Origin of the sequence: Sphingomonas sp. CCH9-E2, assembly GCF_001557215.1 — a bacterium.
Lineage (GTDB): Bacteria > Pseudomonadota > Alphaproteobacteria > Sphingomonadales > Sphingomonadaceae > Sphingomonas.
Map to the genome: position 1 here is coordinate 22,300 of NZ_LSJM01000223.1, position 13,307 is coordinate 35,606.

Genomic DNA, 13,307 nt, shown 5'->3' on the forward strand with positions numbered 1-13,307 from the left:
CGCGCGGGTCGTCAGATCGCGCGGCGCTTACTCCCGTCCGTGACCTCGCGCGATCCTTCCAGCAGGGCGAGCGCTCCGGCCTGACTGACCGGACGGCCAAAGAAATAGCCCTGACCCTCGGCGCAGCCGATCTCCTTGAGGATGTTCAGCACGCCGGCGCTCTCCACCCCCTCGGCCACCACCGTCAGGCCCAGGTTGAAGGCGAGGTGGATGATCGACACCGCCATGCGATGCGCCTCCGCGTCGTGCTCGATGCCGGTGATGAAAGAGCGGTCGATCTTCACATTGTCGAACGGCAGAATGCGCAGATGCTGAATCGACGAATAGCCGGTCCCGAAATCGTCGAGCGCCAGCAGGACGCCCTGATTTTTCAGGCTTTCGACGACCAGCTTGGCATGGGCCGGTTCGGCGATCAGTGCATTTTCGGTGATTTCCAGCTTGAGCCGCTGGGGCGGTAGCCCGGCCTTGGTCAGGACGCGCAGGATCTTTTCGCTGAGCCACCGGTCCTTGAGCTGGGTTGGCGAGACGTTGATCGACAGGGTGAGGCCCGGCCCCCAGGCCGTCGCGTCGATACACGCCTGTTCGAGCAGGTTGAGCATCAGCTCCCCGACCAGCCCGCATTCCTCCGCGATCGGGATGAATTCGCAAGGGCCGACGTCGGTGCCATCGTCGCGCTTCCACCGCGCCAGCATTTCGAACCCGGTGATCTCTTCGGATTCGAGGTGCACGATCGGCTGATAATGGGGCCGGAACGCGCCTTGTTCGAGATCGCGGCGAAACTCCTGTTCGAGCACCGAGCGGCGGACGATCGCAGCATCCATGGCGCGTTCGAACATGCGGAATTGCGATCGTCCGGCCGCCTTGGCCTGATACAGCGCGATGTCGGCGCGCCGCATCAGCGTGTCGCTGTCGGTGGCATCGCGCGGGTAGAGCGAAATCCCGATGCTCCCGCCGATATGGTGGACCAAGCCATCGATCCAGAACGGCGCGGCGAGCGTGCTCACGATGCGCTGCGCCAGCGTCTCAGGAGCGTCCGAATCGGCGCGGTCCAGGTCCAGCGTGATGGCGAACTCGTCGCCTCCCAGGCGATAGGCTGTTCCGCTATCCGCCACGATTTCGGTCAGGCACTCGGCGACGCGTTCGAGCAGTTCGTCGCCGGCATGGTGACCATGGACGTCGTTCACCGCCTTGAAATGGTCGAGGTCGAGCACGAGCAGCGCCAAGGCCCGTCCCGATGGCAGCAGGCGCAGGTCCGCAAGATGTTCGATCAGCGCGCGGCGGTTGGGAAGTTCGGTCAGCACATCGCGATAGGCCAGCTGCTGCGCCCTGCGCTCCGCGGTCTGCGCCCGCGCCTGCTCGGCCAGTATTTCCGAGCGGGAGTTGAGCATGTCCATATAGCCATCGTGATAGCGGGACAGCATCTTGCCGATCAGCGCAGCGACCAGGATGAAGTTGATGCCGATCCCGAACAGATACCAGTCGTGCGACAGCAGCAGGCGGACGGTAACCGGGGCCGCGCCGAGCAGCAGGACCATGCGTGCAGCAGCCGGAAGCGCTTGAAGACAATAGCAGCATCCGATCGCACCGACGAAGATGTAGAGCGCGATGGCGAGCATTTGTTCCGGGGTTGCGACGTTCATGAGGACCAGGCCCCAGCCGCCAAATGCGGTGCTGAGGATGGCCGCCACCACGACCGTGCCGCGGAGGTAGCGACGGATGTTTGCGTTGTCCTCGATGGCATCTGGACGCTTGAGCCAGACCAGCGCCCGGCACGTTGCCAGCACGGCAAGAAGGATGGGGGCCCCGATGCTGAGCGCCAGGGGCACGTCATGGAAGGTGGCTGCCGCAAGGAACGCGGTGTCGACGAGCATCAGCGCGTACATCAGCGGAATCTGGCTGCGCAGCGCGCGATATTGCGCAGCCACCAGGTCGGGCGAACTGCCGATGGCCCATAATCCATTCATCGCGCGATAAAACGTCATTCGGCGGCCTGCTTTGCCTCAATCCTCGTACAGGGCCGACACACGACCGGATGGAACGCCCCGCCGATCACAGTCGGCTGGAACTTTACATCTTAGCGGAGAGCCCAAGGATTCGGGCGGCGCGCACCGTGAATCGGCCAGCGCGGAGCATCCTGCGCAACGTTGCTGTCGCAACAGAGCAACGTGCCATCGGCGCTTATCGGAAAATTGGATGCCCCGTGTGGATTCGAACCACAATTAACGGAGTCAGAGTCCGTGGTCTTACCATTAGACGACAGGGCATCGCGCTCGGAGCGCGCGCATCTATGCGGGCTTGGCGTCCGGGTCAATAGGGTAACGTTGCGGAGGCCATCGGTCCGCCGCTTGCTTGCCCCAAGTCGTTGCGCTAGCTTGGCTCTCAAGCACCGGCGGCCTGTTCCGGCCGTGACGGAAGAACATAAGTGAGTAGTTGCATGGGGGATGGCTCCGCCAGGATGCCGCGCCCGCCGGCGAAGAAACCGGCCCGCCCGGCCCCAGACATTGTCCCGAATGCGGGGCGTGCGCGCTGGCCCGAGGCGCGCCATTACGCCGCGCTGGATCTGGGCACCAATAATTGTCGTTTGCTGATCGCCCGACCCACCGGGGGCGGCTTTACCGTGGTCGACGCATTTTCGCGGATCGTGCGCCTGGGGGAGGGGCTGGCATCGAGCGGGCGGCTATCCGACGCGGCGATCGAGCGGACGATCGCGGCACTGCGCATCTGCGCCGACAAGCTGCGCCGTCGCAATGTCGCGCTGTCGCGCTCGGTCGCGACCGAAGCGTGTCGTCAGGCAGCGAACGGGCCGGAATTCATCCAGCGCGTCTATCGCGAGACGGGAATCGTGCTCGATATCATCACGGCGGAGGAAGAGGCGCGGCTGGCGGTGCTCGGCTGCCATGCGCTGCTGGAGCCCGGCGACGGGCCCGCGCTGGTATTCGACATCGGCGGGGGATCGACCGAGCTGGTACTGGTCGATTCGGCCGGGATTCATCCGCGCATCCTCGACTGGCACAGCGCCCCATGGGGCGTGGTGTCGCTGACCGAGGCGCGCGGGATTACCGGCGATCACGATGCGGAGACGCGCGCGACCTCCTACGCCCGCATGCGCGCGGCGGTGGAGGAAGCCTTTGCGCCATTCGTCGCGCGGTTGCCGACGGTGCGCGGCACCCCGCGACTGCTCGGGACCAGTGGCACGGTGACCACGCTGGCCAGCGTGCATCTCGGCCTGCCGTCCTATGATCGCAATGCGGTCGACGGGCTGATCGTGCCGGCCGCGTCGATGCGCGCGGTCAGCCAGCGCATCGCCGAACTTGACCTTGCGGGCCGGTCGGCGATCCCGTGCATCGGTGCGGAGCGTGCCGACCTGGTGGTCGCGGGCTGTGCGATATTGGAGACGATCATGGACATCTGGCCCGCCGAACGGCTCGGCATCGCCGATCGCGGCATTCGCGAGGGCATCCTGCGCCGCCTGATCGACGGACGCACACTGTGAGCCGCGGCGGAACGCGCGGGCACACCCGCGTGCGTACCGGGCGCGGGCGCACCAGCCAGTCGATCCGCTGGCTCGAACGCCAGCTCAACGACCCCTATGTCAAGCGCGCCAAGGCGGAGGGCTATCGCAGCCGTGCGGCTTACAAGCTGATCGAGCTCGACGAAAAGTTCGACATGCTCAAGGGTGCCAAGCGGGTCGTCGATCTCGGCATCGCACCTGGCGGATGGGCGCAGGTGGTTCGCCGCAAGCTGCCCAAGGCGGCGGTGGTGGGCATCGACCTGCTCCCGGTCGACCCGATCGAGGGGGTGACGATCTTTCAGATGGACTTCACCGACGATGCCGCCCCGGACAGGCTGGTCGAAGCATTGGGCGGTGCCCCCGACCTGGTCCTGTCGGACATGGCGGCGAACACCGTCGGACACGCCCAGACCGATGCGCTGCGCACGATGGGACTGGTCGAGACCGCGCTCGACTTCGCGATCCGGAATCTCGCACCGGGCGGGGCGTTCGTGTCGAAGGTGTTTGCGGGCGGGGCTGACAGTGCGTTGGTTGCCGAAATGAAGCGCAACTTTACCAGCGTCAAACACGCCAAGCCGCCATCGAGCCGCAAGGGATCGGTCGAATGGTTCGTGGTTGCGCAGGGGTTCAAGGGGCGGGCGGAGACCCCGGTGGACGAGGCTTAAGGAACTTCCTCACCCGGTTCGGTGCCCCAGATGCGGTTCTGTTCGACATAGCCGCCGCGTCCGCGCACATCGAGCCAGCACCAGCCGCGGCGGCACTTGCTGATCTTGCCGACTACTCCGGGGGCCGCGCGCCAGTTGACCCGCGCGCCGAAGCGCGGCTCGTCGCGCATCTCCAGCACCGATCCGACGACGATCGCGGTGCGCTGGCTCGACAGCAACGAAACCAGCATCCAGCCCTGCGTGCCGTCCGGGTCTTCGACCTTGCGCCAGTCGTTATAGACTTCGATCACCTTGATCGGCAGGTCGGCGCGGACATAGAGCCAACTGGAGGGATAGTTGCGGCCCGGCCCGGTGCGCATCCGTGCCTTGCTCGCCGCGATCGATGCGAAATAGGGCGGCTTGCGCTGCTGCGCCCAGGCGTCGCCGATCGCGCAAATCCCCAGTGCGACCGTCACCAGCGCGGCAAGAACCACCCGCAATTGCATTATTTCCCCCGCGAAGACGTGTTGCCCCTATCTTAGGGGCGGTCGGCTGTCCGCATCAACCGTTGACTGGCGCGCGCGGCGGGGCCAAGCGGACCGGCATGGCACAGCCGCGCGTCTCCCGGCCCCGCGTGATCGTCACCCGCAAGCTCCCCGACGCGGTCGAGCAGCGGATGGTGGAGCTGTTCGACACGGTGCTCAACCCGGTCGAGGAGGGGATCGACCGCGCTGCGCTGATCGCGGCGGTGCAGGATTGCGACGTGCTGGTCCCCAGCGTCACCGACACGATCGATGCCGAGCTGATTGCGGCGGCGGGGGAGCGGCTGAAGCTGATCGCCAATTTCGGCGCGGGCGTGAACCATATCGATCTGCGCGCGGCCCGGGCGCGGGGCATCGTCGTGACCAATACCCCCGGCGTCCTGACCGAGGATACCGCCGACATGACGATGGCGCTGATCCTCGCGGTGCCGCGCCGGCTGGCCGAGGGGGAAAAGCTGGTCCGGTCGGGCCAGTGGAAGGGCTGGTCGCCCGGCGGGATGCTGGGCCATCGCATCGGCGGAAAGAAGCTCGGCATCGTCGGCATGGGCCGGATTGGCCAAGCGGTGGCGCGGCGCGCACGGGCGTTCGGCCTGTCGATCCATTATCACAACCGCCACCGTCTGCCCGAAGCGGTCGAGGCGGAACTGGGCGCGACCTTCCACCCCGATCTCGACGCGATGCTGGGCGAGATCGACATTCTGACGATCCACACGCCGCTGAATGACCAGAGCCGCGACCTGATCGACGCGCGGCGGATCGGGCTGCTCGGGCGCCACGTCTATCTGATCAACGCATCGCGCGGCGGGATCGTCGATGAAGCGGCGCTCGTCGATGCGCTTGAGGGCGGGCGGCTTGCCGGGGCAGGGCTAGACGTGTGGCGGTTCGAACCGCAGATCGATCCGCGCTTGCTGGCCTTGCCCAATGTCGTGATGACGCCGCATATGGGCTCCGCGACCTTCGAGGGACGGCAGGCGACCGGCGAGAAGGTGATCGCCAATATTCGCTTCTGGGCTGACGGTCATCGTCCGCCCGATCAGGTGCTGGAAGGATGGATGTGATGACGATGCCGCGCTTTCACCTGGCAATTCCGGTCGACGACCTGGAGGCGGGACGCGCCTTTTACGGCGATCTGCTCGGCTGTCCGCAGGGGCGCGAGGATCCCGGCCACTGGATCGATTTCGACCTGCGCGGGCATCAGCTGGTGCTGCACAAGGGTGAGGGCGCCGGGGTACGGCTGCGCAACGCGGTCGACGGCGACGCGGTGCCGGTGCCGCATTTCGGGCTGGTGCTCGACTGGGACGAATGGCACGCGCTGGCCGATCGGGTGAAGGCGGCGGGAACCGAGTTCGTGATCGAACCGCATATCCGCTTTGCAGGTCTGCCCGGCGAGCAGGCGACGATGTTCTTCTTCGACCCCGCCGGCAATGCGCTGGAGTTCAAGGCATTCAAGGATATCGGGCAGCTGTTCGCGGTCTAATCCGCGCCGTCCGCTTCCTTCGCCTCGCGCCGCTTCTTGAGCGCGCGGGCAATCAGGATGCTGCCGAGGATGAACCCGCCGGGTGCGAGCAGCACCGTCGCTGCGATGGCGGCGTTGCGGGCGGTGTTCGACTTGGGGGCTTCGTCAGACAGTGAAGCTCTCGCCGCAGCCGCAGGCGCCTTTGGCGTTCGGATTGTTGAACACGAACCCGGCGGTGAAATCGTCCTCGACCCAGTCCATGGTCGATCCGATCAGGTACAGCACCGACCCGCCATCGACGAACAGGGTGCCGCCGGGCGTGTCGATCCGCTCGTCCATCGGGTTGGCGGCGGTGACGTAGTCGACCGAATAGGCTAGGCCCGAACAGCCGCGGCGCGGGGTCGAGAGCTTGACGCCGATCGCGCCTTCGGGTGCCTTTGCCATCAGTTCGGCGATGCGCGCTTCCGACGCCGGGGTCAGCAGGATCGCGGCAGGGCGGGCGCGGGTTTTGACTTCGGTCATCACAGCATCCCCAGTTCGAGCCGGGCCTCGTCGCTCATCTTGGTCGAGTCCCAGGGCGGATCCCAGACCAGGTTGACTTCGGCATGGCCGACTCCCGGGACCGCGCCGACGCGCAGCTCGACCTCGCCCGGCATCGATTCGGCGACCGGGCAGTGCGGGGTGGTGAGCGTCATCGTCACCACGGCGTGGCCGGCATCGGTGACTTCGACGTTATAGATCAGGCCGAGGTCGTAGATGTTGACCGGGATTTCGGGGTCGTAAATGTCCTTCAAGGCGTCGATGATCGCGTCATAGGTCGCGCCGCCGGGTTCGCCATCGGGGACATTTGCGGGCTTCTGAGCGAGGAAGCCCTCGAGATAGTCGCGCTTGCGTTCGAAACTCCCCCGCGCATCTTCCACACGTGCGCGCGGCGGCGGCGCGACCGCGTCCACTTCCTCGACTTCGATCCTGCGTTCTTCGTTCATGCGAAGATCCTCGTCACTCGCTCGATTCCCTTGATCAGCGCGGCGATGTCGCTCGCGCTATTATAGACGCCGAAACTGGCGCGTGCGGTTGCCGGCAGCCCGAGGCTGTCCATCAGCGGCTGGGCGCAGTGATGCCCGGCGCGGATCGCAACATTGCCTTCGTCCAAGATGGTGGCGACGTCGTGCGGATGCACCCCCTCCACGACGAAACTGACGATTCCGGCACTGTCGTCAGGGCCGAGCAGCCGCACGCTGTTGAGGCCCGAGAGCGCGTCGCGGGCCTGTTTGACCAGCGCGCTTTCATGTGCGTGGATACGCTCGAGGCCGATGCCGTCGACATAGTCGATCGCGGCGTGCAGCCCGGTGACGCCGATGATGTGCGGGGTCCCCGCCTCGAACCGCCCTGGCGCGGGGGCGTAGGTCGTCTTCTCGAACGTCACCCGGTCGATCATCGCCCCGCCGCCCTGCCACGGCGGCATCGCGTCGAGCAGGGCGTGGCGGCCCCACAGCACGCCAATGCCGGTCGGGCCGTAGAGCTTGTGGCCGGAGAAGACGTAGAAGTCGCATCCCAGCTCGGCGACGTTGACCGGGAGGCGAGGCACCGCCTGACACCCGTCGATCAGAATCTTTGCGCCGACCGAGTGCGCCAGCTGCGTGGCGCGCTGCACGTCGAGGATCGAGCCCATGACGTTGGAGACATGCGCCAGCGCGAGGAGCTTGTGGCGCTCGGTCAGCATCGCGGCCATCGCGTCGAGGTCGATGCGGTGGTCGTGCGTCAGCGGCACCACGTCGATGACTGCGCCGGTGCGCTCCGCCGCCAGCTGCCACGGCACGATGTTGCTGTGATGCTCGAGCTGGCTCAGCAGGATGCGGTCGCCGGGCTGAAGGTTCGGGATCGCCCAGCTCTGCGCGACAAGGTTGATCCCCTCGGTCGCGCCGCGCACGAACACCACCTCGTCCTCGCGCCCGCCGATGAAGGTGGCGACGCGGCGGCGGGCGGCTTCAAAGGCCAGCGTCATGTCCGCGGAGCGCTGATAGACGCCGCGATGCACGGTGGCATAGTCCTGCGCGTAGCCGCGCGTGATCGCGTCGATCACGGGGCGTGGCTTTTGCGAGGTCGCGGCGGTGTCGAGATAGGCCCAGCCCGCCGGGATCGCCGGGAAATCGGTGATGACGTCGAGGGGGCGCATCTCCCCTCCCGCTTGGCGGTTAGGCCGGGGGAGGGCCTGTTCGATCGGGTGGACGGTCATGCGGACATGCCCTCCCCTAACCCCTCCCGCAAGCGGGAGGAGGACTGAAGCGCCGCCTCCAGCCAGGCATCCGCGTCCGCCGCGAACGCATCGCGCACCGCTTCGTCGCCGATCCGGTCGATTGCGTCGGCGACGAAGGCGCGGGTGAGCAGCGCCTTGGCCTGTGCCTCCGCGATGCCGCGCGACTGCATGTAGAACAAAGCCTTGGCGTCGAGTTCGCCCACGGTCGCGCCGTGCGCGCACTTCACGTCATCCGCGAAGATTTCGAGCTCGGGCTTCAAATTCACCGTCGCGGTGCGCTTGAGCAGCAGGCCGCGCAGCGATTGTTCGCCATCGGTCTTCTGCGCATCGCGGCGGACCTCGGCGCGCGAGGCGATGCTGGCGGTCGAGGTGTCGGCGGCGACCGCGCGCCAGATCTGGCGGCTGGTCCCCTCGGGCGCGGCATGATCGGCGACGGTCGCGGAATCGGCCTTCTCGCCGCAGCGCGTCAGGAGCGCGCCCCCCGCTTCGCCAAAGGCGCCTTCACCCGTCAGCGTCATCCGCGCTTCGACCCGCGCGGTGCGGCATCCGGTGACGAGCGCAGTGCTGACAAAGCTGCCCGCCGCGCCGATGGTGGCATCGGCATAATCGGTGTGCGCGCCGTCATCCTTGAGCACGCGCACCGCGCGCATCAACCGTGCGCCTTCGCCGAGTTCGACCCACAGATTGGCGTTGCTCCAGCCGGGGCCGATATGGGTTTCGACCAGTGAAGCGACCGCATCGGCCTGCATCACGATCTTGTTCGACAGGTGCGCGACGCCGCCGGTGGTGGCATGGATCACCTGGATCGGGCCGTCGAGCGCGGCTTGCGATTTAAGGTAGAGGACATAGCCGGCGGTTGCGTCTGCGCACGCCGCTTCCGAATAGGGATTGGCGCGGGTCATGATCGGCGCGGCGGAAATCTCGACCGTGCCGGGGGCGCTCGCTTCGGCGACGAATGCACCATCGACGAACAACAGGCGCGGCCCGGGCAGGTCGATCCACAGATGTGCGACATCGGGGGCGGCGGCACGCGGCGTTGCCGCCAGCGCGTCGAGCGGCGCGGCGTCGAACCAGCGCCAATCCTCCGCAATGGGAGCGTCGAGGACGAGTCCGTGGGTCACTTCAATTTCTCCGCCACGCGGGCATCGGCCAGTTCGGCGATGGCCGCCTCACGCCGCGCCATCACGAAGGTGCCGAGTTCCGTGTTGAGCGCCGCGCGCTGCGTCTTGCGAGCGGCGGCAGTCACACCCTTTGCGCGCGTCGCTTCGAAGCGGGCGGCGACGTCGGGCCAGCATTGCTCCATCGCGGCGCAGCCGATCCGGTCGATCGCGGCGTCGCCGGTCGAAACCTTGACCGTGCATTCCGTGCCCTTCTTTCCGAAGCGGATCGTTGCGCGCCAAGCCTTCATCTTTTCGCCGATCACGACGATTTCCTCCGCGACCGCATCGGCGGGCGGCGGTGCGGCGGTCTGGAGCGCGAGTGCGAGGACGAGTGGGCTCATCGCTTGCGCTCCGTTACCAGTGCGATCAGCAGCCCGGCACCGCCGGCCCACATGATGAAGGCGGCGCCAGCCTGGCTGGCGAAGCTGCGCCCGGCATAGACATCGGGCACAAAGGCGAAGCCGATCCCGTCGAGCAGCAGGGCGACACCGGTCCCCAGCGCCATCATCGCGATCAGCGGAGCGCCGGACGCGCTACCGAGGCGGCGTGCCATTTCGACCGTGATCAGGCTGGTAATGACGCCGACCCCGAACATCGCTGCGGTTTTCAGGCCGCCGTCAAACAGGAAGGGGAAGAAGTGGACGATGGCCGCGCCACACGCCCACAGGCTGGTGCCGAGCAGCGCCGCGATCCCGCCTTGCCGGGATGTCATCACGCCGCCACCTGCGCATAGCCCTCACGCTCCAGTTCGAGCGCGAGTTCGGGGCCGCCGGTCTTCACGATGCGGCCATCGGCGAGGATGTGGACGAAGTCCGGCTTCACATAATCGAGCAGGCGCTGATAGTGCGTGATCAGCAGAACCGCCTTGTCGGGTGCGCGCATGATGCGGTTGATGCCTTCGCCGACGATGCGCAGCGCGTCGATGTCGAGGCCGGAATCGGTCTCGTCGAGAATCGCGAGGCTGGGGTTCAGGATCCCCATCTGGACCATCTCGTTGCGCTTCTTCTCGCCGCCGGAAAAGCCGACATTGACCGGGCGCTTGAGCATCTCCGCGTCCATCTCCAGCGCGGCGGCCTGGGCGCGGGCGAGCTTCAGGAACTCGGCGCCCGACAGCGGGGCCTCGTCGCGCGCGCGGCGCTGGCTGTTCAGGCTTTCGCGCAGGAACTGGACGTTCGACACGCCGGGAATTTCGACCGGGTACTGGAAGCCCAGGAACAGGCCGGCCGCGGCGCGCTCATGCGGTTCGAGTTCGAGCAGGTCGGTGCCGTTGAAGGTCACGCTCCCCTTGGTCACTTCGTAGCCCGGGCGGCCGCCGAGGACATAGCCGAGCGTGGACTTGCCCGCGCCGTTGGGGCCCATGATCGCATGAACCTCACCCGCGTTGAGGCTGAGGGTCAGGCCCTTGAGGATCGGCTTGCCGTCGATTTCGGCGTGGAGGTTATTGATGTGGAGCATGTTATCCTGCGTGCGAAATCTGAAGTTCGTCACCCTGAACTTGTTTCAGGGTCCACCCTACCACTCGCGACTGAGCCGCTAGAGGCGCGGTGGATGCTGAAACAAGTTCAGTATGACGGAAGAAGGGAGATGGCGTGAGGATCACCGCGGCTCCTCCTGCGGTTTCATTCCGCCGAGCGTGATCGCGGGGGTGCCGCTTTCGTCCTTGGGCGGGGGCGGGAGTTTGCCGAGGCGGTTGGGGTCTTCGTCCTTGGTGCCGCCGACCACCGGGCCGACCGCGGGGACTTTCGGCGCTTCGGGCTTGAGCGAGACGCCAAGGCCGAGCTTGGGCTCCGTCGTCAGAATCTTCGGCGCGGTCGCGGTCAGGCCTGCGCCGGTGCCGCCGCAATATTCCTGTCCCTTGGTCGAGGTGACGCAATCGGGCAGCGCGGTGCAGGCGGCGTCGTCGATCCGCTTGGTGCCTGAGGATTTGAATACGCGGCAATTGATCAGGCGGCCATCGGGCGCGCGGTCGAACACCAGCGCGACGCGGCCGACGCGGGCGGTGATGACCACTTCCTCATATTCGGGTTCGGGCGCGGCGGTCGCGTCCTGCGGCACGACGGCCAGAAGGGCGAGCGCGGTGATCACCCCACGCTTCCTTCCAGCGAAATGCCGAGCAGCTTTTGCGCCTCGACCGCGAATTCCATCGGGAGCTGCTGGAGCACCTCTTTCGCAAAGCCGTTGACGATCAGCGCGACCGCCGCTTCCTGATCCAGCCCGCGTTGCATGGCGTAGAACATCTGGTCCTCGCTGATCTTGCTCGTGGTCGCTTCGTGCTCGATCTGGGCTGAAGGATTCCTGACTTCGATATAGGGCACGGTGTGCGCGCCGCATTCGGAGCCGAGCAGCAAGCTGTCGCACTGGGTGAAGTTGCGCACGCCCTCTGCGCCCGGGGCGACGCGGACGAGGCCGCGATAAGTGTTGTTCGAGCGGCCGGCGCTGATCCCCTTGGAGATGATCGTCGAGCGCGACCCCTTGCCATTGTGGATCATCTTGGTGCCGGTATCGGCCTGTTGGCGGTTGTTGGTGACCGCGACCGAGTAGAATTCACCGACGCTGTTCTCGCCATTCAGCACGCAGCTGGGGTATTTCCAGGTGATCGCGCTGCCGGTTTCAACCTGGGTCCAGCTGACCTTGGAGTTGCGGCCCTGGCACAGCGCGCGCTTGGTCACGAAATTATAGATGCCGCCCTTGCCGTTCTCATCGCCCGGATACCAGTTCTGGACGGTGCTGTACTTGATCTCGGCATCGTCGAGCGCGACCAGTTCGACCACGGCGGCGTGGAGCTGGTTCTCGTCGCGCATCGGGGCGGTGCAGCCTTCGAGGTAGCTGACATACGCGCCCTTGTCGGCGACGATCAGCGTGCGTTCGAACTGGCCGGTATTTTCGGCATTGATGCGGAAATAGGTGGAGAGCTCCATCGGGCAGCGCACGCCCTCAGGAATGTAGACGAAGGTGCCGTCGCTGAAGACGGCGCAGTTGAGGGCGGCGAAGTAATTGTCGTGCATCGGCACGACCTTGCCCAGCCACCTGCGGACCAGCTCGGGATATTCGCGGATCGCCTCGCTGATCGAACGGAAGATGACGCCGGCAGCCTCCAGCTCCTTGCGGAAGGTGGTAGCGACGCTGACGCTGTCGAACACCGCGTCGACCGCGACCTTGCGCGCGCCCTCGACCCCGGCGAGCACCTTTTGCTCCTCGATCGGAATGCCGAGCTTTTCATAGACGCGCAGGATTTCGGGATCGACCTCGTCGAGGCTGCCGAGCTTCGGCTTCGCCTTGGGCTCGGCGTAATAATAGGCGCCCTGATAGTCGATCGGGTCGATGTCGAGCTTCGCCCAGTCCGGCGACGGCATCGTCAGCCAGTGGCGATAGGCTTTCAGGCGCCAGTCGAGCATCCATTCCGGCTCGTTCTTCTTGGCAGAGATGAAGCGGACGGTATCCTCGCTCAGCCCCTTGGGCGCAAAATCCTGCTCGATGTCGGAGGAAAAGCCCCACTCATATTTCTTGTTGGCGGCGGCGAGCGCCTCGGCATTCTTGGTGGCCATTATGCGGGTACCGACTGGGAGGAGAGGGAGGCGAGGGTGACGTTCGCAAGTGCGCCGCGGACCGATGCGTTGACGCTGTTCCAGTGCGGCTTCACGCGGCAGTCGCTTTGGATCGCGCAATCATGCTTGCCCGTTTCGACGCAGGCGGTGAGCGCGATCGGGCCTTCGATCGCCTCGACGATATCGGCGAGG

16 protein-coding genes and 1 tRNA gene are annotated in these 13,307 nt (G+C 66.2%); 4 read left to right on the plus strand and 13 right to left on the minus strand.

The features are described from left to right. Positions 1–11 precede the first annotated feature (11 nt). Together AX681_RS10420 and AX681_RS10425 are read right to left on the minus strand one after the other, a co-directional pair. On the minus strand, positions 12–1,982 hold the full coding sequence (locus AX681_RS10420; RefSeq protein WP_066655619.1) for a putative bifunctional diguanylate cyclase/phosphodiesterase: 1,971 nt from the start codon (positions 1,980–1,982) through the stop codon (positions 12–14). 208 nt (positions 1,983–2,190) lie between these two features. Then, positions 2,191–2,264 (minus strand) — tRNA-Gln (locus tag AX681_RS10425). A gap of 191 nt (positions 2,265–2,455) precedes the next feature. On the opposite strand from AX681_RS10425, the gene AX681_RS10430 reads away from it, so the two are divergent. Both AX681_RS10430 and AX681_RS10435 read left to right on the plus strand, forming a co-directional pair. Beyond that, positions 2,456–3,493, plus strand: coding sequence for a Ppx/GppA phosphatase family protein (locus AX681_RS10430; RefSeq protein ID WP_066655620.1), 1,038 nt, complete (start codon positions 2,456–2,458; stop codon positions 3,491–3,493). Next, the gene (locus tag AX681_RS10435; protein ID WP_066655621.1) at positions 3,490–4,176 is read left to right on the plus strand and encodes an RlmE family RNA methyltransferase; all 687 of its coding nucleotides are present in this window, start codon (positions 3,490–3,492) and stop codon (positions 4,174–4,176) included. Before AX681_RS10430 ends, AX681_RS10435 begins: the two co-directional genes overlap by 4 nt. Here the strand turns inward: AX681_RS10435 and AX681_RS10440 are convergent. Beyond that, positions 4,173–4,661 carry an SH3 domain-containing protein gene (locus AX681_RS10440; RefSeq protein ID WP_066655622.1) on the minus strand — a complete coding sequence of 163 codons (489 nt, stop codon included), beginning with the start codon at positions 4,659–4,661 and terminating at the stop codon, positions 4,173–4,175. The genes AX681_RS10435 and AX681_RS10440 overlap by 4 nt on opposite strands. A 98-nt stretch (positions 4,662–4,759) precedes the next feature. Between AX681_RS10440 and AX681_RS10445 the strand changes: the two genes are divergently transcribed. After that, positions 4,760–5,755 carry a 2-hydroxyacid dehydrogenase gene (locus AX681_RS10445; protein ID WP_066655624.1) on the plus strand — a complete coding sequence of 332 codons (996 nt, stop codon included), beginning with the start codon at positions 4,760–4,762 and terminating at the stop codon, positions 5,753–5,755. Continuing rightward, entirely contained in the window at positions 5,755–6,174 is a 420-nt protein-coding gene (locus AX681_RS10450; RefSeq protein ID WP_066655744.1) for a VOC family protein, read from the plus strand. The genes AX681_RS10445 and AX681_RS10450 overlap by 1 nt, the downstream gene beginning before the upstream one ends. 144 nt (positions 6,175–6,318) lie before the next feature. Here the strand turns inward: AX681_RS10450 and AX681_RS10455 are convergent, their stop codons facing one another. From AX681_RS10455 to AX681_RS22460, 10 genes are all read right to left on the minus strand, one after another. Then, positions 6,319–6,675, minus strand: a complete 357-nt coding sequence (locus AX681_RS10455) for a HesB/IscA family protein (protein ID WP_066655626.1) — start codon at positions 6,673–6,675, stop codon at positions 6,319–6,321. Beyond that, the gene (locus tag AX681_RS10460) at positions 6,675–7,139 is read right to left on the minus strand and encodes an SUF system Fe-S cluster assembly protein (RefSeq protein WP_066655628.1); all 465 of its coding nucleotides are present in this window, start codon (positions 7,137–7,139) and stop codon (positions 6,675–6,677) included. Before AX681_RS10460 ends, AX681_RS10455 begins: the two co-directional genes overlap by 1 nt. Further along, positions 7,136–8,329 (minus strand): cysteine desulfurase, encoded by a 1,194-nt coding sequence (locus AX681_RS10465; protein ID WP_066655630.1) that lies wholly within the window; start codon positions 8,327–8,329, stop codon positions 7,136–7,138. The genes AX681_RS10460 and AX681_RS10465 overlap by 4 nt, the downstream gene beginning before the upstream one ends. Before the next feature lie 56 nt (positions 8,330–8,385). Next, positions 8,386–9,531, minus strand: a complete 1,146-nt coding sequence (locus AX681_RS10470) for a SufD family Fe-S cluster assembly protein (RefSeq protein ID WP_066682200.1) — start codon at positions 9,529–9,531, stop codon at positions 8,386–8,388. Continuing rightward, entirely contained in the window at positions 9,528–9,911 is a 384-nt protein-coding gene (locus AX681_RS10475; protein WP_066664902.1) for a hypothetical protein, read from the minus strand. The genes AX681_RS10470 and AX681_RS10475 overlap by 4 nt, the downstream gene beginning before the upstream one ends. Then, positions 9,908–10,282 carry a hypothetical protein gene (locus AX681_RS10480; protein ID WP_066664899.1) on the minus strand — a complete coding sequence of 125 codons (375 nt, stop codon included), beginning with the start codon at positions 10,280–10,282 and terminating at the stop codon, positions 9,908–9,910. The genes AX681_RS10475 and AX681_RS10480 overlap by 4 nt, the downstream gene beginning before the upstream one ends. Continuing rightward, positions 10,282–11,025: a Fe-S cluster assembly ATPase SufC gene (sufC, locus tag AX681_RS10485; protein ID WP_066664897.1), complete on the minus strand. Its 744-nt coding sequence runs from the start codon at positions 11,023–11,025 to the stop codon at positions 10,282–10,284. The genes AX681_RS10480 and sufC overlap by 1 nt, the downstream gene beginning before the upstream one ends. Before the next feature lie 141 nt (positions 11,026–11,166). Continuing rightward, positions 11,167–11,655 carry a hypothetical protein gene (locus AX681_RS10490; protein ID WP_066664895.1) on the minus strand — a complete coding sequence of 163 codons (489 nt, stop codon included), beginning with the start codon at positions 11,653–11,655 and terminating at the stop codon, positions 11,167–11,169. Further along, a complete protein-coding gene (gene sufB / locus AX681_RS10495; RefSeq protein ID WP_066664893.1) occupies positions 11,652–13,115 on the minus strand; it encodes a Fe-S cluster assembly protein SufB in 1,464 nt (487 codons plus the stop codon). Before sufB ends, AX681_RS10490 begins: the two co-directional genes overlap by 4 nt. After that, a partial coding sequence (locus tag AX681_RS22460) for an Rrf2 family transcriptional regulator (RefSeq protein WP_231734934.1) occupies positions 13,115–13,307 on the minus strand: 193 nt, incomplete at its 5' end. The genes AX681_RS22460 and sufB, both read right to left, overlap by 1 nt.

What these genes read in the sequence shown, in the direction of transcription:
- AX681_RS10450 (WP_066655744.1), top strand. Translation starts at nt 5,755, where the DNA reads ATGACGATGCCGCGCTTTCACCTGGCAATTCCGGTCGACGACCTGGAG.
- sufB (WP_066664893.1), bottom strand. Translation starts at nt 13,115, where the DNA reads ATGGCCACCAAGAATGCCGAGGCGCTCGCCGCCGCCAACAAGAAATAT.
- AX681_RS10475 (WP_066664902.1), bottom strand. Translation starts at nt 9,911, where the DNA reads ATGAGCCCACTCGTCCTCGCACTCGCGCTCCAGACCGCCGCACCGCCG.
- AX681_RS10465 (WP_066655630.1), bottom strand. Translation starts at nt 8,329, where the DNA reads ATGCGCCCCCTCGACGTCATCACCGATTTCCCGGCGATCCCGGCGGGC.
- AX681_RS10455 (WP_066655626.1), bottom strand. Translation starts at nt 6,675, where the DNA reads ATGACCGAAGTCAAAACCCGCGCCCGCCCTGCCGCGATCCTGCTGACC.
- AX681_RS10440 (WP_066655622.1), bottom strand. Translation starts at nt 4,661, where the DNA reads ATGCAATTGCGGGTGGTTCTTGCCGCGCTGGTGACGGTCGCACTGGGG.
- AX681_RS10445 (WP_066655624.1), top strand. Translation starts at nt 4,760, where the DNA reads ATGGCACAGCCGCGCGTCTCCCGGCCCCGCGTGATCGTCACCCGCAAG.
- AX681_RS10430 (WP_066655620.1), top strand. Translation starts at nt 2,456, where the DNA reads ATGCCGCGCCCGCCGGCGAAGAAACCGGCCCGCCCGGCCCCAGACATT.
- AX681_RS10420 (WP_066655619.1), bottom strand. Translation starts at nt 1,982, where the DNA reads ATGACGTTTTATCGCGCGATGAATGGATTATGGGCCATCGGCAGTTCG.
- AX681_RS10480 (WP_066664899.1), bottom strand. Translation starts at nt 10,282, where the DNA reads ATGACATCCCGGCAAGGCGGGATCGCGGCGCTGCTCGGCACCAGCCTG.
- sufC (WP_066664897.1), bottom strand. Translation starts at nt 11,025, where the DNA reads ATGCTCCACATCAATAACCTCCACGCCGAAATCGACGGCAAGCCGATC.
- AX681_RS10460 (WP_066655628.1), bottom strand. Translation starts at nt 7,139, where the DNA reads ATGAACGAAGAACGCAGGATCGAAGTCGAGGAAGTGGACGCGGTCGCG.